Here is a 22786-nt window from a genome sequence, read left to right as displayed (position 1 = left end):
CCCCGGCACCCCTCGGCCCGGCAGCCCCCGGCCCGGCAGCCCCCGGCCCGGCAGCCCCCGGCCCGGCACCCACCGGCCCGGCAACCCCCGGCCCGGCACCCGCCACCGTCACCCGCAGCTCGCCCAAGACGGGCACCGTGCTGCCCACCGGGCGACCGTTCTGGATCGTCGACGGCGAGGCGTACGACTTCACGGAGTGGATCGGCAAGCACCCAGGCGGTGCGACCTGGTTCACCCAGACCATCGGGCGCGACATCAGCGCCCTGCTGCACACCTACCACCCCGAGCCGGCCGGGCTGCAGAAGATGCTCGCCCGGTTCAAGATCAGAGATCCCCGGGAGTCCGGACAGTTCGACGAGCTCGTCGACGACGTCAGGCCCGAGCCGCCGCGCGGCGACCTGGTCGGTGACGTCCGGTCCGATGCCGCCGGCGAGCTCCCCGGCCAGCCGATGGAACGGCCCGCACCGCCCCCGGTGCCGACGGCACAGGACATCCTGCCCAAGCTCGGCGTTCCCCCGTTCCTGCTCGCCCCGGACTTCGACGCGAGGCGCGACCTTCCCCACCTCGACTACCGGGACGAGGGAAGCCTGCTCGCCGACATCCGCCGCACGCTGTTCAGCGCGATCTCGCGCCAGCAGCTGCGGCGATGGGATCGGTTGTTCGACGGGGTGACGTGGGCGATCGGCATCGCCCACATCGCCACGCTGGTGCTCCTCATCATCGGCGTGCTCCCCGCGTGGGCGTTCGTCGTGCTCACGGTGCTGACGCGCACTGCGCTGGCCGGCGCCGGTCACTACCAAGTGCACCGCAAGTGGAGGACCAAGCCGAAGGGTCGCCGGCCGGCACTACCGCTCGCCAAGGCGCTCTTCGACATCAACTACGTCGGCACCAGTCTCATCGGGACCGACGGACACGTCCTCTTGCACCACCCGTACATGGGCTCCGGGGCCGACGTGAAGAAGACCTTCTTCGACGCCATGCTCCGCCTCCACCCGCTGCTGCGGGTACCGGGCTACACGATTCACAAGCTCGGCATCGCCCTCACCGGACTGTCGATGCGGGGCCGGGAGATCGCCCAGTTCGAACGCCCCCAAGGCGTCGACCCGGGCGATCATGCCAGCAGCAAGGAACGCCGCGCCGCGGCCCGGGAGCAGGGTGACGACGCGCCGGCAGCGGACACGCGCGCCGACAAGAAGCAGGCCGGCGCCGACGCGGCACGAGTCGACTTCTGGCTCGTGCGGGCCCTGCTCCTGATCGAGCTCGGTCTCTGTCTGGCGACCGGCCACATCCTCGCCTGGTTCGTGCAGTTCTTCGTCACGTTGTGGTTCAACACCTTCCTGGTCGTGTCCAGCCACGACTTCGAGGAGGCCACGACCGACGAGGACGAGCTCGCCGGGCTCCCGCAACACCTGCGCAACGACTGGGCGGCACAGCAGATCTGGCTGAGCTACGACCTCACCGTCGTCGGCAACCGCTGGATCGACCTGTTCCTGTCGGCTGGCCTGAGTCCCCACCGGGTGCACCACGTGGTGCCGTGGCAGGGCTCGGGCTTCGCCAACCTCGTCAGCGAGGGACCTGTGAGGGAGGCGTGTGAGCGGGCCGGCATCCCCTGGCAGCGCCCCCGGAACCTGATCTTCGATCGCTTCCCGAAGGTCATCAAGCACTACCTGTTCTGCCCGGCCAAGGTCACCCCGGCCGCGCCGGCAGTGGCGCCACCTGCACCCGGCAACGGACCAACACCGCCGCCCGTACCCCCGACACCGGCCGAGCCGGCCGCTCCGTCCCGCCTGACTGTCCGCAGCCAGCTCGGCGAGTTCGTCCGCTACGCCGCCGGCGGTTTCCGTGGCGTCGGAGTCTGACCTCCGATGCGACACGACACGACACGCCACAACCCCTACGCCCACCCACGACGCCCACACCACTCACGAGGAGATGACTGACATGCCACCTGGCCCCGGCCCCGGCGGTCCCGGAATGCAACAGATGATGCACGGATTCGACGGCGAAGACGAGATCACCAAACAACAGATCAAGCGAGGCACGCTGCGGCGCATCGTGAGATACGCCCGGCCCTACCGCTGGCAGCTCCTCGTGTTCGTCCTGGCCGCGGCGGTCGATGCCGTGATCACCGTGGCGATCCCCATCCTGCTCGGCGTCGTCATCGACCGCGGCGTCATCCCCCACAAGCTCGACGTCGTCGTGTGGGTCGCCGCCCTCGTGGCCGGCCTCGCCATCCTCGACGCCGGGATGCAGTTCATCCAGCGTTGGTACACCGCACGCGTCGGCGAGGGGCTCATCTACGACCTCCGCACCGAGGTGTTCACCCACGTCCAGCAACAGCCGATCGCCTTCTTCACGAGGGCCCAGACCGGCTCGTTGGTCAGCCGGCTCAACGGAGACGTGATCGGCGCGCAGCAGGCACTGACCTCGACACTCGTGACCATCGTGTCGAGCACGCTCCAGCTGATCCTCGTGCTGGGCGCGATGCTGTACTTCTCCTGGCTGGTGACCGTCATCGCACTGGTGCTGATCCCGATGTTCGTGATCCCGGCTCGACTGGTCGGCCAGCGGCTCCAACGCCTGACCCGGGAGTCGATGCAGCTCGACGCAGCGATGGGGTCGACGATGACCGAGCGGTTCAACGTCTCGGGCGCCATGCTCGCCAAGCTCTTCGGCCGGCCGTCGCAGGAGGCCGAGCTGTTCTCCCAGCAGGCCGGCAAGGTTCGCGACATCGGTGTGGTGCAGGCCATGCACGGCAGCACGCTGTTCATCGTCTTGACGCTCCTCGCGTCGCTCTCCACGGCGATGGTCTACGGGCTGGGCGGCTCGCTGGTCATCCACGACGTGTTCGAGGTCGGCACGCTGATCTCGCTCGCCATGCTGCTCGGCCGGGTGTACGGGCCGATCACCTCTCTGTCCAACGTCCAGGTCCACGCGCTGACCGCGATGGTGAGCTTCGACCGGGTCTTCGAGGTGCTCGACCTGAAACCGCTGATCGAGGACCGGCCCGACGCCGTGCCGCTGGCAATCGCCGCACCGGGAGACACGTCCGCGACCGCTCCCGAGATCGTCTTCGACAACGTGTCGTTCCGGTACCCAACGGCGTCCGAGGTCTCCCTCGCCTCGTTGGAGTCGATCGCCCTGACCTCGCCCGAACACACCGATGCCAAGCAGGTGGTGTTGCGCGACGTCAGCTTCACGGCACCGGCCCGGAAGATGACCGCCCTGGTCGGACCATCGGGCGCCGGCAAGACGACGATCACCCATCTCGTCTCCCGGCTCTACGATCCCGAAGCCGGCGCCGTGCGCATCGCCGGGTCGGATCTCCGGGACGTCACGCAGCAGTCGATCCACGACACGGTCGGCGTCGTCTCCCAGGACTCGCACCTGTTCCACGACACGCTCCGGGCGAACCTCGAGTACGCCCGCCCAGGAGCCACCGAGGCCGAGCTGATCGAGGCCTGCCGCGCCGCCCAGATCTGGGACGCCATCGCCGCCCTGCCCGACGGCCTCGACACGATCGTCGGGGACCGCGGCTACCGCCTCTCGGGAGGCGAGAAGCAGCGCGTGGCGATCGCCCGCCTCCTGCTCAAGGCACCGGCCGTCGTCGTGCTCGACGAAGCCACCGCCCACCTCGACTCCGAGTCCGAGCTCGCCGTCCAGCAGGCGCTGCGAACGGCCCTGTCCGGGCGCACGTCACTGGTCATCGCCCACCGGCTGTCGACGATCCGCGAGGCGGATCAGATCCTGGTGATCGATGACGGACGGGTCGTCGAGCGCGGTGGACACGACGAGCTGCTGGCGGCCGGAGGGCTGTACGCCGACCTCTACCGCACGCAGTTCTCCCGCCAGTCCGGAGGCACCGATCGTGCTGATCACCCGGAGCGTGCGGATCACGCGGAGCGTGCTGAGCACCCGGATCGTGCTGAGCATCCCGATCGTCCGGATCGTCTCGATCGTCGGGACCGTCCCGATCATCCGGAGCGTCCGGGTCAGCACCATCCGCCGCACCCGCCACGAGGGGATCACCGTCCCCCGGTGCCGAACGGCCCCCGCCGCGAGCCGGCGCCCGTCGGGCTCCGCAACACGTAGTCCGGCCGGGCGGCGGCGAATATTCGATCGCGACGTCGGGAGTGCATCGGTACCGTGCGAGCCAGCTCCCAACGGACGGCAGGTCAGTCGCCGACTCCTCCTCCCGCCCGCGTCCCGGTGACATCGGTGCGAGCGCGACGAGGAGGATTCGATGGCTGAGATCACGGGCCAGGTGCGCACGACGAACGGGCTGGCGGCACCGGGCCTGGCATTCACGTTCGTCCGCGAACGGTTCGGGGCGGACCCCGAACCGCTCGCCGAGGTCGTCACCGCCGACGACGGCACCTACGTCGTCACCGACGTCGAGGTCGACAGCGGCTCGACCTTGCTCGCCCGGACCATCCGTGTGGGTGGCGACGAGATCACGCTGACTCCGTTGAGTCCGCACCAGGAGCTCTCGGCGATGCACCTCGTCGTGCCGGTCGCCGCGGCGTCGGTCGCATCGGAGTACCGGCGGTTGATGGATGCCGTCGCTCCGGCGTTGCAGGGTCGCTCGCTGGCCGGGGCTCAAGAGCGAGAAGGTCGGCGTGATCTCAGCCTGTTGCGCCGGGAGTCGGGATGGGACGCCCGCCTCGTCGCCGTCGCCGCCCTGTCGGCGCGCCTGAGCGAGCCGGCGGACGGCCGGCCCGCCACCGGGATCGGCGACGAGGCGGTCTATGGGCTCCTTCGAGCGGGGCTCCCATCGAGCGGCCCTGCGCTGGCCCGGGTGCCGGCCGCCGCCGTGCGTGCCGCCCTCGACAAGTCGGCGGCCGCCGGCGTGATCGATCTCGACGAAGGCGCACGGGCCGATGCCGTCGCCGCCTTCGAGACGTTCGCCCGCACCGAGCTCCTCGCCAGGCGGCCGGCCGGCGGCACGTCGACGATGGCCGAGCTGCTCGACGCGACCGGGCTCGCCGACGACGGCGACGACTCGGCGCGATCCCGGTTCGAGCGCATCGTGCTCGACAGCGGCAATGCCGAGCCGCTGTGGCGACGCGTCGCCGCCGCCGGCTTCAACGACGAGTCGATCCGCACGTTGCGGACGCAGTCCAAGCTGGCGTTCCTCACCACGAACAACGCCCCGCTGATGACTCGCCTTGCCGCAGACGTGGGGCCTGACGCCAGCCTCGGGGCCGCGCTCGTCGCCAATCGCTTCGACGCCGACACCACATGGGCGGCCGCACTCGAGGAGGCCGGCGGGGCGGCCGCGGTTCCGGCGGCGTTCGCCGGCACGGCCGACCCGGTGGCGTCGTACTCCGGCGAATTGGCGCGTCGCGTGCGGGTGGCATACCCCACGCATGTCGTCGCCGGGATGGTCGAACGCGACGAACTGCCGGTGGGAGCCGGCGAGCTCAATGCCGCAGTGGCGACCACGCTCGCGCGGGCGGCCGACTCCGGCTTCCGTCTCGGGGTGACCCACCTCGACTCGTTCATCGAGGACAACGCCGCGGTGCTCGACGGCGTCGAGCCGGACGAGCGCCCGGCCGTGGCGTCGGCGATCACAACGCTGCAGCGGGCGTACCAGCTGTCGCCGAGCAACGCCGCGATGAAGGTCCTGATGCAGCAGGGCCTCACGTCGGCGTACGACATCGTGGCCATGCCGGAGCAGTCGTTCGTCGATCGCTACGGCTGGCTGTTCCCGTCCGAGCGCGAGGCCCGGCTGGTCCACCGCAAATCGGAACAGGTTTCGGCGGTGCTCTACAACTTCACGTCGATGACCAAGCAGGTTGCCGCGGGCCCGGCCCTCGCGCTCGTCTCGGGCTCCGCCGAGCGGCGCGAGGAGGCGGTCGCCAACATCCGCCGCGCACTGCCCGCGACGCCGACCATGGAGTCGCTCTTCGGCTCGATGGACTACTGCGAGTGCGACCACTGCCGTTCCGTGCTCGGGCCGGCCGCCTACCTCGTCGACCTGCTCAAGTTCCTCGATCCCGACCCGCTGGTGTGGGAGGGCTTCACCGCCGACTGGGCCAAGCGGCACGGCGGCGAGCCGTATCCGCACGGCACGCCGTACGAGGCCTTGATGCAACGACGGCCCGACCTGGCCCGGCTGGCCCTGTCCTGTGAGAACACCAACGTCGAGCTGCCGGTGATCGACCTCGTCATCGAGATCCTCGAGTTCCTCGTAGCGTCCCCGCCGGGGGTTCCCGACGCCGCTCGCGACAGCGGGGCGGTCGAGTCGGCGGACGTGATGGCCGAGCCGGAGTTCTCGATCGACGCGGCCTACGACCGGTTGCTGGGCGCGGCGTACCCGGCGGTCCTGCCGTTCGACCGGTGGCACGAGACGGTGCGCGGCTACACCGGCTGGCTGGACGAGCCGCTGGCCGACCTCCTCGAGGCGTTCGACGCGGGAAGCGGGGACGACGCCCGCCGCTACGCCGCGGCCGTCGAGCGGCTCGGGCTGAGCGTCGCCGAGGCCGACGTCCTGACCGCGCCCGATCCCCTCGCGTCGTGGTGGACCCGCGCCGGCTACGCCGAGGGTGCCGACCAGGAGGCGAGCGCCGCCGCCACATTGGGGCGCGCCAAGCAGCTTGCCCGACGGCTGGGCGTGACCTACCAGGAGCTCGCCGACCTCTTTGGCACCGGGCTCGTGAACCCGGGGCTCGCTGCCCTGGGGGTTCTCACCACCGCCGGGGTCAGCGTGGCCGATGCCGTCGTCTGGCGCGCCAACCGGTCGTTGATCGCCACCGACCAGCCGGTCGCCGAGCCGGGGCAAACCGCGTGGCTCACGGTCCGGTCGGTGCAGGATCGCCTCGACACCGTCACACGGTCCTACGGGCTCACGGGTGATCGCGCCGCCGACGAGTGGCTCGCCGCCCTTCCCGGTGGTGTGTTCGACGATGTCGTCGTGCTCGTCGATCCCGACGCCTCGTGCGACTTCGACCGCACGATCGTCGGCTCGGCGACGACCGGGACCGCGGTGCCTCCCGAGCGGCTGGCGGAGATCTACGTCAAGCTCGACATCTTCGTGCGCTTGCGCCGGGTGACCGGCTGGAGCATCGCCGATCTCGACGCGGCTCTCGCCGCCTTCGTCCCCGGAGGCACGGCGGGAACGGCACCCTTCGGGCGTCCGATGCGAACGGCCCTCGCGCGCCTCTCGCAACTGAGACAGGTGGAGCAGCTGTTGGGCAGCGACGAGCGCGACCGCCGGCGGCTCGTGGCGTTCTTCGCCGACCTCGACGTCAGCGGGCCGCGCCCGTCGTACCACGAGCTGTTCCTCGGCCGTCCCGTCGGCCAGCAGGACCCCAGCTTCGTCGCGCCGCTCGGCGACGCCCTGTCCACCACGTCGATCGGCACCGGAGACGCCGCCCTCGTCAGATCGCACGTACCCGCGCTCCACGGGGCGCTCGGCATCCGGGCCGACGACCTGCAGGCGATCTGCGACCGAGACGGTCCGGCCTGGGACGATCTGCCCTTGACCATGGGCGCGGTGTCATCCCTGGCCCGCTACGCCTTCCTCGCCGGCTCGCTCTCGTGGCCGGTGGCCGACGTGCTCACCCTGCGGCGTCTGAGCGGCGTCGATCCCTTCGCGGCCCTCGCCGACGATCCGCTGGCCGTGATCGCATCCGGCGCGACGCCCCAGTCGCCGAACGCCACCATCGAGTTCCTCCGCCTCGCCCGGCGAGTGGCCGACTCGGGGCTGACGCCCGGCGAGCTCGCTGACCTGGCGGAGCACCGGCTCGATCCGGCCGATCCGACCAACGACGAGGCCGAGACCGAGTCCCTGCTCGGCCCACTGCTCGCCGCCATCGGCGAGACACTGGCCAAGCTCTCGGTCGGCTCGAGCCCGGGCGAACCGCCGCCGCCGTCACCAGCACCCGGCGTCGAGCAGGCGGTCGCCGCCAACATCGCCGCGGTGCTCGGCCCGCGCGGCGGACTCGTCGCCGCACTGGTCCACGGTCCCGACGCGCTCCGCGACCCTTCCGTCGCCGACGGCTCGGCACCGCTCGTCCATGGCTTCATCGCCGGCGCCGGGGCAGGCGCCGATCCGACCCGGGCCCGGCGCGCCAACCTGCTCCTCGGAAAGGTCCTGGTGCTCGCCGACCGGCTCGACCTCACCGCCCACGAATGCAAGGTGCTCGGACTCGACACCCTTCCGCTGTCGCCGATCGACGGTTCATCGCCGTCGTTCGCTCCGCTGTCCGATGCGATCCACCTCGCCGAGTTGCGGCGCGCGATGCGCGCCCCGCACGACGCCCTCGCCGACGCCGTGGCCGCCGCTCGTGGCGGTGATCTCGACGGGACCATCTCGGCGTTGGCGAGGGCGAGCCACCGCAGCCCGGAGGTCGTCACGGCCACCGTCGGTGTGCTCGGCATCGGCGCCGCGTCACTCGCGACGCCAAGGGGCATCGAGCAGGTGTGGACGGTGCTCGCACTGACCGGACGACTGGGGGTACCGGCCGCCACCTTGGCGGGCTGGCTCGCCGTCGTCGATCCAGCCACTCCGCCACATGACCGCCGGCGGATCGCCCGCGAGGTGAAGGACGCCGTCCGGGCCCAGCTGGGCCCGGTGCGATGGCGCGACGTCGCCAAGCCCGTGTCGGACCGCCTCCGCCGCCGGCAGCGTGACGCACTGGTCGCCGCCGTCCTCCACGCCCGGGATCTCGACACGGTCGAGGAGCTCTACCAGGAGCTGCTGATCGACCCCGGGTCCGAGCCGGTGCTGCGGACCACTCGCATCCGCCAGGCGATCGCCTCGTGCCAGCTGTTCATCCAACGGTGTCTCCTCAACATCGAACCGGCCGTCCATCCGTCGGCGGTCGACGCCGACCAGTGGGAGTGGATGAAGCGGTACCGGGTGTGGGAGGCGAACCGCAAGATCTTCCTCTACCCGGAGAACTGGCTCGAGCCCGAGTTCCGCGACGACAAGTCCCACCTGTTCGCCGAGCTCGAGAGCACGTTGCTCCAGAGCGACGTGACCGCCGACGTCGTCGAGGACGCCTTCGCGGTGTACCTCCGAAAGCTGGAGGAGATCGCCCGGCTCGACGTCGTCGGCTTCTGCATCGACCAGGACGCCCTCGATCCCGGGTCGACGACGCTCCACGTGATCGGCCGCACCCACGGCAGCCCGCACCAGTTCTTCTACCGACGCATGCAGCACGGTACGTGGACACCGTGGGAGCCGGTCGGAGTCGACGTCGACGGCGATCACATCGTTCCCGTCGTCTGGCGCGATCGGCTGCACCTGTTCTGGGTGACGTTCCTGCAGAAGGCCGACGTCGCCGATTCCGACCCGATGGGCGGCGATCGGTTGATCGCCGCCCAGCGGTTCGACGCCGCCGACTTCGGCATCGGATCGGCCGGCAATGTCAACGTGATCACGTCGGCGGCCAAGCCCTCGCCGAGCCTCGCCGAGGCCAAGGTCTCGGACGTTCGCAAGGGGACGTCGACCGACGGCGTCAACCGCGTCATCGACGTGCAACTGAACTGGAGCGAGTACCTCGACGGAACGTGGTCACCCACCACGTCGGGCGGGTTCGGCCGGGTGCCTCCGCACCGCACGAACGGGATGTTCGACCCCGCTCGCACCTTCGTCCACGGCTCGGTCCTCTGGGCCGACGGCGAGGAGGTGGGCGTGCAGATCCACCTCACCGGGGCGATGACCCGCACGTTCCTCCTCCGCGGTCGCAACAGCGTGCCCGAATCGGGGACGTCCGCTCCCCCACCCGGGACGCCGTACAACGCCGGTACACCGTCTGTGAACCGTTACAACGGGGCGGGCACGCTCACCGTGACGTTCGCCCAGAAGTTCTCGTCCGTCGACGGCGCCGCCGAGACGGCGGCCAGCTCGACGCTCGGCATCCTCGGCAACTGTGGTGGCTACAGCGTCCTGCCGGCCGCCAACGGGATCACCGTCGGCTCCGGGGACATCGGCTCGCTGGTGAGCCCGTTCTTCTTCCAGGACGCCCGACGCACGTTCTTCGTCGAACCGTCGCTGCTGGAGACGACCACCGACTCCTGGGAAGAGTGGATCGTGCCCGACCCCGAGCCGGGCATCGTGTTCGACCCCGCCATCATCGAACGCCACAGCGTGGTGCCGTTCGTGCCCGAGCGGGTCGTCCCGGTGGGCCCCGATGACGGCGACCCCCTCCTCGACCCGTGGGAAGGCCTCGTCCGCAGCCGGCCACGCGACTTCCTCACGTCGCCCGACGTCGGCATCGTCTTCGACGACACCGTGCTCGGCTCGCGGGGCGGCGTCGACCTCACGGTCGTGTCCGCCGTCGAGGGGCGGCACCGCATCGCGAACGGCATGGGCGCCACGGGCATCGTCGACAACGTGACGATCGCCGACCAGGCGATCCCCATCGTGACCGGACGCGTCGCCGACACGATCGTCGGCGACGCGGGACCGGATTCGCTCGTCGCCGACCGGGTGGTCCTCGTCGACGACGTCTCGTTGTTCAACGCCGGGCTCTCGGCGTCGTCGGGCGCGCTGCGCATCGTCGGGCGCAACGGGCTCGTCGCCAACGACACCGACCTCGACCCGGGCATCTCCTTGGTGCGCCGGCCCATCCGCTGAGCATCTTCGAGAGGTACCGACCATGACCTACGAGATCGATCCGACCGCCAGCTTCCACCTCGCCGACGACGCCTACGCCACGACGCTGATCGACGCCAACCGGTACGCCCGCTGGTTTCCCCGGGAGTCGTCGCACACGGAGCAGCGCCGGACCGTGGTGCGCGAGCGCAACCTGACCTATCGCTTCTCCCCTCACTATCACGCCTGGGCGACCGAGCTCACCCGGCGACTCATCGGCCGGGGGGTCAAGGGGCTGCAGGCGGCCGATACCGAGCACCAGCTACGCCTCGTGCTGTCGGCTGCTGTCGCCGGTTCGCTCGGCGGGGAGGGTGGGGCGGACGTCACGGTCGCCGCCGGCGAGACCGTGACGATTCCTGACGACGTGCGGCTGACGCTCGTCGGCCAGGGACCGGTGCACGTCGCCGGTCGCCACCTCGTGTCCGGCGAGCGACCGATCATCCCGGCGGTCGGCGCCGAGGTCGTCGTCCCGGCTGGGGTCGTGGTGACGCGCGCCGATCGCCGCGCCGTGCTCCTCCGGGCCGACATGACGGCGACCCTCCGCGACGACGCCCCGCGCCCGACGCTGCTGCGCGAGATCTTCTCGTCCTACGCGCCGAACGCCGCACTCGTGCCGGACACGGCACTCTCGCCACATCCGGCCGACGATCTCGACTTCACACCGGGCGGGGCGTACTCCGTCTACAACTGGGAGCTGTTCTTCCACGTCCCGTTCACGATCGCCGTCCATCTCAGCCGGAGCGGCCGGTATGCGGAGGCGATGCAGTGGCTGCACCTGCTCTTCGACCCCACCGACACGTCCAGCCAACTCGCGCCCGAGCGTTACTGGAAGGTCAAGCCGTTCCAGACCACCGAGGTGGAGCGGATCGAGCAGGTGCTCGTCAACCTGTCGACCGGTGACGACCCGGTGCTCGAGCGCGACACGATCAATGCCATCCAGGCGTGGAAGGACGCTCCGTTCCGCCCTCACGTCGTCGCTCGTTTCCGCCAGTCCGCCTACATGTTCAAGACCGTCATGGCCTACCTCGACAACCTCGTCGCGTGGGGGGATTCTCTGTTCCGCCAGGACACGGGCGAGGCGATCGACGAGGCGCTGCAGCTCTACGTCCTCGCTGCCGTCATCCTCGGTCCCCGACCGCAACCGGTGCCGTCGAAGGGCAGCGTGCGCACGCAGAACTACGCCACCCTGCGCAGGGAACTCGACGAGTTCGGCAACACGATGCGGACCGTGGAGGGCTCGTTGCTGTTCGACCTCGCGCCACGACCGACGAGTTCGACATCCGGCTCGGGACTGACCGCCGTGCGCAGCATCGGCCGCAGCCTCTACTTCGGCGTCCCTCGCAACGACCGCCTGCTCGGGTACTGGGACACCGTCGCCGACCGGCTGTTCAAGATCCGCAACAGCCTCAACCTGCAGGGCGTCTTCCGTCAGATCCCCGTCTTCGAGCCGCCGATCGATCCGGCGTTGCTCGCGCGTGCAGCTGCGGCGGGCCTCGACACGTCCGCGATCGTGGCGGGCACGGCGCAACAGCTCCCCCGCCTCCGCTTCGCCCTGCTCCACCGCCAGGCGACCGAGCTCGCCCAGCAGGTGGCGGCGCTCGGGACGAGTCTGCTCGCCACGATGGAGAAGGCGGACGGCGAGGAGCTCTCGCTCCTGCGCGTCCGGCACGAACGCACGCTCGCGACGTTGACCAAGCAGGTGAAATACGGACAGCTCCTCGAGGCGACGAAGACGCGCGAGGCGGTCGTGGCCTCGCTCGACACGGCGATCACCCGGTACGCCTTCTACGAGCAGCAGCTCGGGCGCTCACTCGGCGACATCGAGGTTCCCGAGCTCGATGAGCTCGATCTTCAGCAGCTCGCCGCGTACAACCTGCGAGCCGCCGAACCGACCGTGGCGCCGCGCGACGTCCCGATCGACATCGCCACCGACGTGATCGACGAGGCCGCGGGGCGGCTGCTCAACCGCTTCGAGGCCGCCGAGCTCGACCTGCTGACAACGGCCAGGACGATCCAGGACGTCATCAAGATCGCCCAGCTCGCCGGCCAGGCGTCGTCGATGATCCCCGACTTCGGGGTCAAGTTCCACTTCTGGGGCCTCGGCGGCGACTTCGGCTTCGGTGGGACGCAGCTGGCGAAGTTCGCCCGCTTCGCGGCCGATGTCGCCCTCACGGTGGCCGACCAGATGAGCTTCGGCGCCGGCGTCGCCGCCAAGGTCGGCGGCTACGCCCGGCGCGAGCAGGACTGGGCCCACCAGAGCAATCTCGCGGCCGGCGAGATCAGCCAGGTCTTCAAGCAACTCCGCGCGGCCCAACTGCGCGAGGCGGTCGCCGAGCGGGAGTGGCACAACCACCAGGTCGAGCTGGCCCAGCTCGAGGAGGTCGAGCAGTTCCTCAACAGCGAGGGCGCCCACATCACCGGACGCGCCGCCAACAAGGCGCTCTACACGTGGCTCAAGCGAGAAGTGCGCGCCCTGTACTCGCGCACGTTCGCAGTCGCCACCGAAGCGGCGGCCAAGGCGCAGCTGGCATTGCAGCACGAGGTCGGCCGGTCGGACCTGACCTTCGTCGGGACGGACTACCTCAGCGGCAACGAGGGGCTCCTCGCCGGCGAGAAGCTGTTGTTCGACCTCACGCGCATGGAGCTCGCGTACCACGAGCACAACGAGCGCGAGCTGGAGATGATCAGGCACGTCAGCCTCGCCCAGCTGGACCCCTTGGCGTTGCTGCGCCTGCGGGCAACGGGCACGTGCCGCTTCGACGTGCCCGAGGAGCTGTTCGATCTCGACGGGCCGGGCCACTACTTCCGGCGGATCCGCGCTGTGTCGATGAGCATGCCGTGCGTGACCGGTCCTCACACGAGCGTCAACGCGACGCTTCGGCTCGTCTCGAGCGCGATCCGCCGCACCGACACCTCCGAGCTCGAGGAGCAGCGCGGACCCGCCGAAGCCGTGATGATGTCGACGGGCGCGGACGATCCCGGAGTGTTCGACGCGTCGGGCGCCGATCACCGGCGCTTGCCGTTCGAGCTTGCCGGCGCCGTGTCGTCGTGGCAGATCGACCTGCCTGGGCTGGGTCCGCAGGGCTACCGGACGTTCGACTACGACACGATCACCGACGTCGTCCTGCACATGAAGTTCACGGCGAGAGAGGGCAACCGGGCACCGGCCCTCGCCCGTCTCAAGGCGCTGACAGAAGGGGCCAAGGAAGCGACGCGCGTCCGGCTGTTTTCGCTGCGCCACGAGTTCCCTGCCGCATGGGCGACGTTCAAAGCGACGCCCGGTGACACTGCGCCGATCACGGTGACGCTCACCCGCAGCATGTTCCCGTACTGGAGCGCGAAGCTCCGGACCGAGATCGAGACGGCGATGCTCTACCGGCCACCCGCCGTCGTCGGCGACGAGCCCGTCCAGGTCGAGATCGGCGACGCCGGGATCCCAGAGTTCGACGAACCGTGGACCGTCACGGTCGAGCGCGAAGCCACCAGGGACCTCTGGCTCCTCGCCACCTGGACGACATAGGGCCCACCGGATAGATCAGGCGGGGACGGCGCCGAGCTGTTGCATGAGCGAAAGCATGTCGGCGACGCCCCAGTGCTCACACAGGAGACCGTCGCCGTCCATTCGCATGATGTCGATCAGTTCGATCTCGACGTGCTTGCCCGTCGGTGGCACACCCAGGAACTCACCATCGTGTGTCCCGGTGGCCCGCACCCGTATCGCGGCCTTGTCGCCGTCGACGATCAGGTCTTGGACGTCCATCCGGAGGTCGGGGAACGCCGAGAGCAGCATCTCGAAGTACTCCAGCGCCCCGGCCTTGGTCGGAGCGAGGCCTGGAAGCTGTTCGTGTTCGATGAAATCGTCGGCTACGAGTTCCCCGAACCCTGAGATGTCGCCTCCAGTGATGCGCTCGTAGGCGCCCCGTATCGTCGCCGCGTAGTCCATGTCTGCACCCGTTGCTTCCGTGATGAGTCCGATGAGTTCGATCCAGCCCTCGAAGGCCGTGCCGGTCCGATGGCCGACGACTCGCAACGTGCCGCACGGAGCGCCGTCCTCCGTGTGTCGCAGGATCAGGACGATCTCCCGTGCGGTGCGGGCCGCCGGCATGGTTGCACTATCGGCCGATCGGCGACCCGCAGCATCCGATGATCGTCGTATTCCTTGTCTCCAACACGGCGCGTAGTCTGGGCCGACTGGAGGCGGGATGGGCAGCGTGTTGCGAGAGCGCGAGAGCGCGAGCGAGGCCGTCGCCGCACTACTCGATTCGGCGCGAGCTGGCCGCGGCGGGGTGCTGTTCGTCGAGGGTGATGCAGGCCTGGGCAAGTCGAGCATCCTCGAGTCGGCGAGGGAACGGGCACAGCCTGATCTGCGCATCGGGCTGGGCCAGGGAGACTCGATGGAGATGTCGATGCCGTTCGGCGTGCTCGATCAGGCACTGTCGATGCTCGACGGCCCGAGCCTCCTGCGGGATTCCGACGCTCCGGTCGGGCGGCCCCAACAGCTCTATCGGCTGTTGCGGTGGCTCGAAAAGGGTGGACAGGGCGTCCTGTTCGCGCTGGACGACCTGCATTGGGCCGACTCGGACTCGCTGGAGCTGCTGTCGCTGCTCTCACGGCGAATCGGTTCGCTCCGTGTGGCGATCATCGCAACGATGCGGAGTTGGCCCGAAGACGCCCAAGCGGTCGCCGCGAGCCTTGTCGGCGCGGGGATCGCACGGCGAGTGCGACTCGCCCCGCTCAGTCGTGGGAGCGCGTCGGCGATGCTCATCGAACGAGCCGGGCGTCCCGTGTCGGACGCCGCGGCGGCCAGGGCCTGGGAGCTCTGCGCCGGGAATCCACTGCTGGTCGAGCAGGTCGCATCGGCGATCGGCTGCGGGGCCATCGATGCCTCCGCCCACGAAGCGTGGCCCCCCGTCGGGGCCGACGCGCTGTTGCTCAGCCGATTCGCCGGTCTCCCCGCGATCGCGTTGAGCTACGTCCGCGCTGCCAGCGTGCTGGGCGTCCGCTTCCATCCGGGCGTGGCGGCCGAGGTGGCAGGGCTCACCGAGCGCGAGGCCGATCGTGCCGTCGAGGCCCTCGGTCGGAGCAGCCTGATCGGGCACGTCGCTCCGGAGGGCGTGCGGTTCGTGCACCCGCTGTTCGCGCAGGCGCTGTACGACGACCTTCCGGGGCCGGTTCGGGCTCGTCTGCACACCCGGAGCTTCGAGGTGCTGTCTCGGCGCGGCCTCGAAGCAGAGGCAGCCGAACATGCGCTCCGAGCGGGCTTACGAGATGCCGACGTCGTCGGATCGCTCGAACGGGCCGGGCGGGCGGCACTGAGGGTCGGTGCCCTCGGGACCGCCGGCGCCCAGCTGACCGCTGCAGTCGAGCTGGCCGGCGACCGGGCGGAGTCCAACCTGCTGATGGCCCAAGGAGCGGCACTGCTGGCTTCCGGCGACCCGAATGCAGCCTCTGACGTGTATCGGCGTGTCCTCTCCCGCGTCGAGGACGACCCAGCGGTGCGGCCGACAGCGCTCCGGATGCGGGGCCGGGCGCTCTACGCCGCGGGCGACCACGTCGCAGCCGCGGCATGCTTCACCGACGCCATCGATCTGCTGTTGCGACGCGACCCGCTGGCCGCGACGGAGACACTCATCGACCAGGCGATGAGCATGCACATCGTGATGGGGCCCAGGGGCTGCCTCCCGCTCGCCACACGTGCGATCGAGCTCGCGGCCGGCGCGGACGACCGCCTCCGACTGCGTGCCGAGGCGGCACACGGGTACTTGATGGTGATGGCCGGCGATCCCGCCGGCCTCGAGGCTGCCGCGACTGCGGCCCGCGCAGCGCACGCGAACCCTCGACCCGAGTTGGCCGACCCCGCATGGTCGTGGGGTCTCGCCACCGTGCACGCCCATGCCGCGAAGTACCTGGAGCAGTTCGACGTCGCTGTCCGGGGCTTCCGATCGGCCCGCGTCGCCGCGGAACAGCTCGGTGCGGCGGAAGCGCTCACCATGTCGTTGATCGGCGAAGCGGAGGTGGCGGCGCGCACCGGACACCTCACCGAGGCGCTGGAGCTCAGCAATCGTGCAAGCGAGCTCACCGATCTCGTGCCCCTCGGAGCCACCCACAACGCGGTCGTCCGATTCTTCACGCTCCTCCACCTCGACCGGGCCGACGAAGCCGACGACTGCCGCCGACAGCTCGAGGCGCTGCTCGACGACCGCGACGAAGGCATCGTCCGTATCTGGGTGTTGCATCTCCAGGGGATCACCCACCTCGGCCTCGGCAGGCCCGAAGCGGCGGCCGCGGCGTACCTGCGGGCCGAGCGGCTCTCCGAACAGCTCGGAATCGGCGAGCCCTGCGTCGTTCCATGGGCAGGGCGCGCCGCCATCGCTCACGCCCGCGCCGGACGCGACGCCGACGCCGCCCGGGTGCTGGACCGGTTGGACGACTGCGCAACACGCCTACCGTGCCGCTACCCAGCGGTGGCCGCCACATTCGGTCGCGCCGAGCTCGCCATCCACCACGCAGACCACCTGACGGCCGAAAGCCACTACATCGAGGCGCTCACCCTCCACGACGACGCCGAGCTCCCGATGGAACGCGCATCCACGCTCTTGGCCTACGGCGACATGCTGCGCCGCAACGGCGCGCCGTCCCGCGCGCGAGCAATTTTCGCCGAAGCCCTCCGCACGGCCGAGGCGGTGAGCGCGCCCGCCCTCGCCCGCTACGCACGCGAGGGCTTGTCCTCGACCGGCGGGAGGCGGCGGCGCACGTCCCCAGACGGACGGCTCACCCCCCAGGAGCTCAGAATCGCTCGACTGATGAGATCGGGGAACAGTCGCCGCGAGATCGCAGAACGCCTCACGGTGTCGGAAGCGACCGTCCGCACGCACCTGCAGCACATCTACACGAAGCTCGACATCCACTCAGCACGCGAACTCATGACCGCCAGCACCGACCAGCTCGCCGGCAACGAGATCGACTGACCCTCGCGCCTCGTCCACGAGTCGAGCCGGGCACGAGGCGCTTGCAGCCTGCAACGCTCCGCCAAGAAATACGACGTTCGTCGGACGACACAGGACCTGGTGGATGCGCACAGTCACACCACGCAAACCGCCTCGGCCACAACGGGAACGGTGACGTCGCATCAATCCTGCGGCGGGGGCCGCTCCCCGCAATGTGGTCGTCACCCAGTCAAGGGGGTCACCATGCCGACCGTCATCGGGCACCACGACATCTCGAAGGGCAAAGATCATTGGCTCGCCTCTCCGAAGCGGGAGGAGATCTTTGGTCCCCTCGGTGTCACCAACATCCGAACGTTCGTCAACCCGGAGGACCCGGGCCAGGTTGCGGTCCTCATGGACGTTGCCGACCTCGATGCGCTCATGGCCGCAATGGGCAGCGAGGAAGCGGCCGAGGCGATGGCTCACGACGGCGTCGTGCCGGAATCGCTGGTGATCCTCGTCGAGGAATAGACGTCCCCGTCCATCGGAGTACACGCGTGCTCCTCGAGCAGTTGACGTCGCGCGGGCGTCGAGTCCGACTCATACGGTCGGGATGCCCCACCTTGTTCATCGCGCTCGCGGCGCCGAAGCCAATCACACTGATGCCGCTCCGAAGGCCTCCGGTGTCGGCTCCGGACGGAGCGACCCGTCTCACCGTCAGGATCCACTTGAGACGGTCGAGCCGTAATGGGATGGGACGTTTGGCACTGGTCGCCCTCGCCACGGTTGTGGCTGAGTGGAGCGCGAAAGGAGCTGTGCATGTGCCTCGGTGAGTACGCGACGGTCGTCGACTTGCTCGACGACGCCCACGCCGCGGTCCGGTTCGCCGACGGGACCATGCGCGACGTCTCGCTCGCGGTGCTGGCCGTCGACGGTGTGAGCGTGGAACGGGGTGACACTGTCGCCGTCTCGATCGGCATGGCGTTGCACCTCGTGGATCACGCGGAGGAGTCGCAATGATCTGGAGAGGAGCGGGCAGGGGTCGGGGCATCGGACTCGCCTTCGGAGCGGCCGGGGTGAGTGGGTTCGCCGTGTTCGTCAATGGACTGGCGGTCCGGCGCTTCGATGACGCCACCGTCTACACGACGGCGAAGAACCTCGTTGCCGGGGCATTGCTCGCCGCCGTCCTGGTCGCGACGGCACGAACCTCGCGAACGGCATCGGACCTCCGCGACGTCGCCCGGCGGGCCTGGCCGACGCTCGCCGTGATCGCCGTCGTCGGCGGCGCCGTGCCCTTCGTGCTCTTCTTCGAAGGTCTGGCGCGCGCCACCTCGACGAATGCGGCCTTCATCCACAAGACGCTCGTCGTCTGGGTGGCGATCGGCGCCACGGTCGTGCTGCGCGAACGCGTCACCGCCGTGCACGCCGCGGCGATCGGGCTGCTCGTCGTCGGCCACCTCGTGCTCACCGGCGGGATCCGTGCTGCCGGGTTCGGCTCGGCCGAGCTGCTGGTGCTCGTCGCGACGCTGCTGTGGGCGTTCGAGGTCCTGCTCGTGAAGCGCGTGCTGGTCGCCGTCCCGGCGACAATCGCGGCGACGGCACGGATGGCGGGCGGCAGCGTGGTGCTCGTCCTGTGGCTCGCCGTCACCGATCGCCTCGGCGCGCTCGTCGCCCTCGACGCCCACCAGGGGCTCTGGGTGCTGCTGACCGGGTCCACCCTCGCCGCCTTCGTCGCCACCTGGTACACGGCCCTGGCGCTCGCCCCTGCGGTCGACGTGACGGCGGTGCTGGTGTTCGGTGCGGTCGTGACCGCGCTGCTCGACCGAGGCTTGCGCGGGATCCCACTGGCGGCGGACCCCTCCGGCTATGTCCTCATCGCGCTGGGGGTGGCGGCGGTCACCGCCCGCGCCCTGCTCCGGCCGACCGGCGAACGGGCGCCGGCATGAGCGCCGCGGCCGGAACGATCACGTCCGGGCCGATCCGGTTCGCCCGGTTCGCGTTCCCTCCGAACCGGCTCGGGTACTGCGGCCCGGGCGACGGCGGCGAGCTCGCGCACTACACCCGCGGTCACGAGGATCCGGGGCTGCACGAGATCGCCGCCGAGTTCGAGGGTGCCTACCCGTACCTGCAGCTGCTCGCCGGCTCGAACCGCCGGGGCGATCCCCTCGACGCCGACGTGGTCGAGGCCTACTGGATCGGCAACGAGTTGCTCGACCACGTGCCGCTCCACGACTTCGGGACCTCGATCGACGAGCGCTTTCGGCGACGGATGGGCAGCTCGTGGCGACACGTCGACGAGAGCATCCCGGCTGGGCTGGCGAACCACGCGTACCACGTGCTGCGCGTCATGCCGTGGGCGGGGCTGATCCGCGCCGGGATCGTCGACGAGCCCCTCCGCATCGTCGACCGCTGCCGGATCAGCTGGGCCGAGGTGGTTGAGGGCGCGGGGGACGATCGGATCCTGGTGCGGCGGACCCCGCTCGTGTGGTCGGGCAGCCGGCTCGTGTACGGCGAGCCACTGGTCGAGGCGGTCGACAGCCCGATCCCTGTCGCCACGGGCGACGTCGTCGCCGTGCACTGGGACTGGATCTGTGAGCGGCTCGACGCCCGCCAGCTCGCCTGGCTGCGCCACGTCACGGATCGGCAGTTGCGCGAGCTGCACGCCGGCTGATCTGCGCCACGGTCCTCGTCGCGGCCCGCCGCACCGCGGGGTGGAGCCCGTCGCCGAACCCGAACGACGCGCCCTCGATCCCGACGATCGACAGCTCGGCCGGCATCCGTCCGAGGGCCCGGGCGAGCTCGACCGCCGCACCGACGTCGATGACGTGCGTCGACGCGGAGCCCGGCGCGAGGAGATGATGCGCCAACGCATCGGTCTGCGTGACCCGACCGGGGCGCCCGGCAGGGGCTCCGGCATCGACCACGACGACGCGGTCGTCGGGGTCCCAGTGCATCGGCAGATCGAGCACCGAGCCCTCGAACACCACGGCGTCGACACCGGGGAGCCCTGCGGCGGCGACGAGATCGCACACGACCGGACCCACGGCGTCGTCGCCGCGGTCGCGGTTGCCGACGCCGATCACGAGCAGCGTGCGCTCAGGCACCAGCGATCCCGCCACGATCGATCGAGAACCGCAGGAAGTGGGTCGCACACGAGATGCACGGGTCGTAGTTGCGGATCACCTGCTCGCAGCGGTGCCCCAGCGTGTGATCGTCGAGATCCAGGTGCGAGGCGACGAAGTCGCGCAGGTCGGCCTCGATCGCATCCTGGTTCTGGCTGGTCGGCGGCACGATCACGGCGTCGCGGATCGTGCCCGCGGCGTCGATCTCGTAGCGGTGGTACAGCGCCCCGCGGGGCGCCTCGGTGCACCCGTGACCGACGCCGGCGACCGCCGGCACGTCGAGGAACGGGCGGGCCGGCGGCGCGTACGAGCGAACGATCCGCTGCGACTCCTCGACCGCCCACAACGTCTCCAGACCGCGAACCAGGATGCTCCGGAACGGGTTGGTCTCGACGGGTGCCACGCCGAGCTCGTCGGCGACGGCCCGGATCGAGCCGGGCACCAGGTCGGCGCAGTTCATCCAGCGCGCCAGCGGGCCGGTCTGGTAGCGGCGGCCGGTGTGCTCGTCGCCGTCGAGCACGGCGTGGAGCGCGGTCGAGCGGGCGACGTGGTACTCGTGCAGCCGCTCGCCGAACTCGGCCACCGACACGTCGAGCCCGCGGTTCGACACGATCCGGCCCTCGTTGAAGGGGTACTCGGCCTCGTGGCGCAGCGACACGTACTCGGTGTCCGCAGCGAGCCGCCCGGGGATCGTCGGGTACTCGAACGTCGCCACCCAGCGCAGCAGGGCCAGCGCGCCGGCGTGCGCCCGTTCGAGGTCGGGCAGCAGGCTGTCCAGCTCGGCGCGCGTCGGGGCCCGGTAGAAGCCGCCGAGCCGGACGTTGACCGGGTGGATCGGCCGGCCACCGACCACCTCCATGATCCGGTTGCCGGTCTTCTTGAGATGCAGCACCTCGGCCATGAGCTCGGGGTGCTGCCGGGCGATCTCGATGCCCGAGTCGACGCCGACGAAGTCGGGCGCGTGGAGGAACGCCATGTGCAGCACGTGGCTCTCGATCCACTCGCCGCAGTACAGCAATCGCCGCAGCTCGCGGATCGCGCCCGCCGGGTGCACGCCGGCGAGCGACTCCATCGCGTGGGCGCTGCTCATCTGGTAGGCGACCGGGCAGATGCCGCAGATGCGGGCGGTGATGTCGACCGGCTCGGTGTAGTTGCGGCCGCGCAGGAACGCCTCGAACATCCGCGGGGGCTCGTAGATCTCGAGCTCGACGCGCTCGACGACACCGTCGCGAACCGAGACGTGCATGGCCCCTTCGCCCTCGACACGGGTGAGGGTCGGCACGTTCAGGTTGACGGTCTTGTGGGTCATCGCGAGACCTCGACGGGGGTGTCGACCAGGGCGAATGCCGTGGTGTTGAACGTGTGCAGCAGGCGGTCGATGCCGTCGCTGTCGAGGCCGAGCGCGGCGAGCTGGTGGCGGAGTGCGGCGACGTTCGGGCTCTCCATCGGGCCGAAGCAGCCGTAGCAGCCGCGGTGGAACGAGGGGCACAGTGCGTTGCAGCCCGCCTGGGTGATCGGGCCGAGGCACGCCGTGCCGTGGGCGACCATCACGCAGGTGGTGCCGCGGGCCTTGCACTCGGTGCACACGCTCGTCGTCGGCAGGCGCAGCGCGTGCCGGTTGAGGAGGGCGGCGAGCGTCTGGAGCAGCTGGCCGCGGTCGATCGGGCAGCCCCGGAGCTCGAGGTCGACGGGCACGTGGGCGGCGATCGGGGTCGACGTCGCGAGCGTCTCGACGTACGCCGGGTGGGCGTACACGATCGAACGGAACCCGTCGACGTCGCGACCGTTCCGAAGGGCCTGGATGCCGCCGGCCGTCGCGCAGGCGCCGATCGTGACGAGCAGGCGCGACTGGGAGCGGATCTCGCGGATCCGCTCGGCGTCGTGGTCCGTGGTGATCGAGCCCTCGACCAGCGAGACGTCATAGGGGCCCTGCACGACTGCGGTGGTGGCCTCCGGGAAGTAGGAGATGGCGACCCGGCCGGCGACGGCCATCAGGTCGTCCTCGCAATCGAGCAGGCTCAGCTGGCAGCCGTCGCACGACGCGAACTTCCAGACCGCGAGCGACGGCGGCTCGCCGCGGTCGATGCTCGCGGGCCAGTCGATCGGCACGGTACGGAGCTCGTGTTGCACGT

The 22786-nt window shown here is 70.3% G+C and carries 13 protein-coding genes; 9 read left to right on the top strand and 4 right to left on the bottom strand.

Annotated elements, in window-relative coordinates; translation table 11 throughout:
- The 4 genes from DN771_RS25390 to DN771_RS25375 all read left to right on the top strand — a co-directional run.
- Positions 1–1859: cytochrome b5 domain-containing protein (locus DN771_RS25390; RefSeq protein WP_162942404.1), on the top strand; the 1859-nt coding region annotated here is incomplete at its 5' end.
- Between the two features lie 115 nt (positions 1860–1974).
- A complete protein-coding gene (locus tag DN771_RS25385) occupies positions 1975–4092 on the top strand; it encodes an ABC transporter ATP-binding protein (protein ID WP_117000372.1) in 2118 nt (705 codons plus the stop codon).
- 151 nt (positions 4093–4243) lie between these two features.
- A complete protein-coding gene (locus DN771_RS25380) occupies positions 4244–10588 on the top strand; it encodes a neuraminidase-like domain-containing protein (protein ID WP_117000371.1) in 6345 nt (2114 codons plus the stop codon).
- A 22-nt stretch (positions 10589–10610) separates the two neighbouring features.
- A complete protein-coding gene (locus DN771_RS25375; protein ID WP_117000370.1) occupies positions 10611–14126 on the top strand; it encodes a Tc toxin subunit A-related protein in 3516 nt (1171 codons plus the stop codon).
- A gap of 15 nt (positions 14127–14141) precedes the next feature.
- Here the strand turns inward: DN771_RS25375 and DN771_RS25370 are convergent, their stop codons facing one another.
- Complete coding sequence (locus tag DN771_RS25370) at positions 14142–14711, bottom strand: ester cyclase (RefSeq protein WP_162942403.1); 570 nt, start codon at positions 14709–14711, stop codon at positions 14142–14144.
- 97 nt (positions 14712–14808) lie between these two features.
- Between DN771_RS25370 and DN771_RS25365 the strand changes: the two genes are divergently transcribed.
- The 5 genes from DN771_RS25365 to DN771_RS25345 all read left to right on the top strand — a co-directional run bounded on the left by DN771_RS25365 (position 14809) and on the right by DN771_RS25345 (position 20203).
- Positions 14809–17574, top strand: a complete 2766-nt coding sequence (locus tag DN771_RS25365; protein WP_117000369.1) for an ATP-binding protein — start codon at positions 14809–14811, stop codon at positions 17572–17574.
- 222 nt (positions 17575–17796) lie between these two features.
- The gene (locus DN771_RS25360) at positions 17797–18063 is read left to right on the top strand and encodes a hypothetical protein (protein ID WP_117000368.1); all 267 of its coding nucleotides are present in this window, start codon (positions 17797–17799) and stop codon (positions 18061–18063) included.
- 288 nt (positions 18064–18351) lie between these two features.
- Complete coding sequence (locus tag DN771_RS25355) at positions 18352–18552, top strand: HypC/HybG/HupF family hydrogenase formation chaperone (RefSeq protein WP_162942402.1); 201 nt, start codon at positions 18352–18354, stop codon at positions 18550–18552.
- On the top strand, positions 18549–19478 hold the full coding sequence (locus DN771_RS25350) for a DMT family transporter (RefSeq protein WP_117000366.1): 930 nt from the start codon (positions 18549–18551) through the stop codon (positions 19476–19478). Before DN771_RS25355 ends, DN771_RS25350 begins: the two co-directional genes overlap by 4 nt.
- Entirely contained in the window at positions 19475–20203 is a 729-nt protein-coding gene (locus tag DN771_RS25345) for a DUF6390 family protein (protein ID WP_117000365.1), read from the top strand. The genes DN771_RS25350 and DN771_RS25345 overlap by 4 nt, the downstream gene beginning before the upstream one ends.
- On the opposite strand, the gene DN771_RS25340 is transcribed toward DN771_RS25345, so the two are convergent.
- From DN771_RS25340 to DN771_RS25330, 3 genes are read right to left on the bottom strand one after another with little or no spacing between them, the layout of a single operon-like run.
- A complete protein-coding gene (locus DN771_RS25340) occupies positions 20166–20636 on the bottom strand; it encodes a hydrogenase maturation protease (RefSeq protein WP_162942401.1) in 471 nt (156 codons plus the stop codon). The two genes, DN771_RS25345 and DN771_RS25340, sit on opposite strands and share 38 nt — an antisense overlap.
- Positions 20629–21963: a Ni/Fe hydrogenase subunit alpha gene (locus DN771_RS25335; RefSeq protein ID WP_117000363.1), complete on the bottom strand. Its 1335-nt coding sequence runs from the start codon at positions 21961–21963 to the stop codon at positions 20629–20631. The genes DN771_RS25340 and DN771_RS25335 overlap by 8 nt, the downstream gene beginning before the upstream one ends.
- Complete coding sequence (locus tag DN771_RS25330; protein WP_420810940.1) at positions 21960–22739, bottom strand: NADH-quinone oxidoreductase subunit B family protein; 780 nt, start codon at positions 22737–22739, stop codon at positions 21960–21962. The genes DN771_RS25335 and DN771_RS25330 overlap by 4 nt, the downstream gene beginning before the upstream one ends.
- Positions 22740–22786: the final 47 nt, after the last annotated feature.

The organism is Desertimonas flava, assembly GCF_003426815.1.
GTDB lineage: Bacteria > Actinomycetota > Acidimicrobiia > Acidimicrobiales > Ilumatobacteraceae > Desertimonas > Desertimonas flava.
The sequence above is the reverse complement of the archived record's forward strand: the minus strand, read 5'-3'. Positions and strand labels throughout refer to the sequence as shown.

Bases quoted from the DNA above. Each gene is read 5' to 3' on its own strand.
- DN771_RS25365 (WP_117000369.1), top strand. From the start codon at position 14,809: ATGGGCAGCGTGTTGCGAGAGCGCGAGAGCGCGAGCGAGGCCGTCGCC.
- DN771_RS25360 (WP_117000368.1), top strand. From the start codon at position 17,797: ATGCCGACCGTCATCGGGCACCACGACATCTCGAAGGGCAAAGATCAT.
- DN771_RS25335 (WP_117000363.1), bottom strand. From the start codon at position 21,963: ATGACCCACAAGACCGTCAACCTGAACGTGCCGACCCTCACCCGTGTC.
- DN771_RS25380 (WP_117000371.1), top strand. From the start codon at position 4,244: ATGGCTGAGATCACGGGCCAGGTGCGCACGACGAACGGGCTGGCGGCA.
- DN771_RS25350 (WP_117000366.1), top strand. From the start codon at position 18,549: ATGATCTGGAGAGGAGCGGGCAGGGGTCGGGGCATCGGACTCGCCTTC.
- DN771_RS25345 (WP_117000365.1), top strand. From the start codon at position 19,475: ATGAGCGCCGCGGCCGGAACGATCACGTCCGGGCCGATCCGGTTCGCC.
- DN771_RS25370 (WP_162942403.1), bottom strand. From the start codon at position 14,711: ATGCCGGCGGCCCGCACCGCACGGGAGATCGTCCTGATCCTGCGACAC.
- DN771_RS25355 (WP_162942402.1), top strand. From the start codon at position 18,352: ATGTGCCTCGGTGAGTACGCGACGGTCGTCGACTTGCTCGACGACGCC.
- DN771_RS25375 (WP_117000370.1), top strand. From the start codon at position 10,611: ATGACCTACGAGATCGATCCGACCGCCAGCTTCCACCTCGCCGACGAC.
- DN771_RS25385 (WP_117000372.1), top strand. From the start codon at position 1,975: ATGCAACAGATGATGCACGGATTCGACGGCGAAGACGAGATCACCAAA.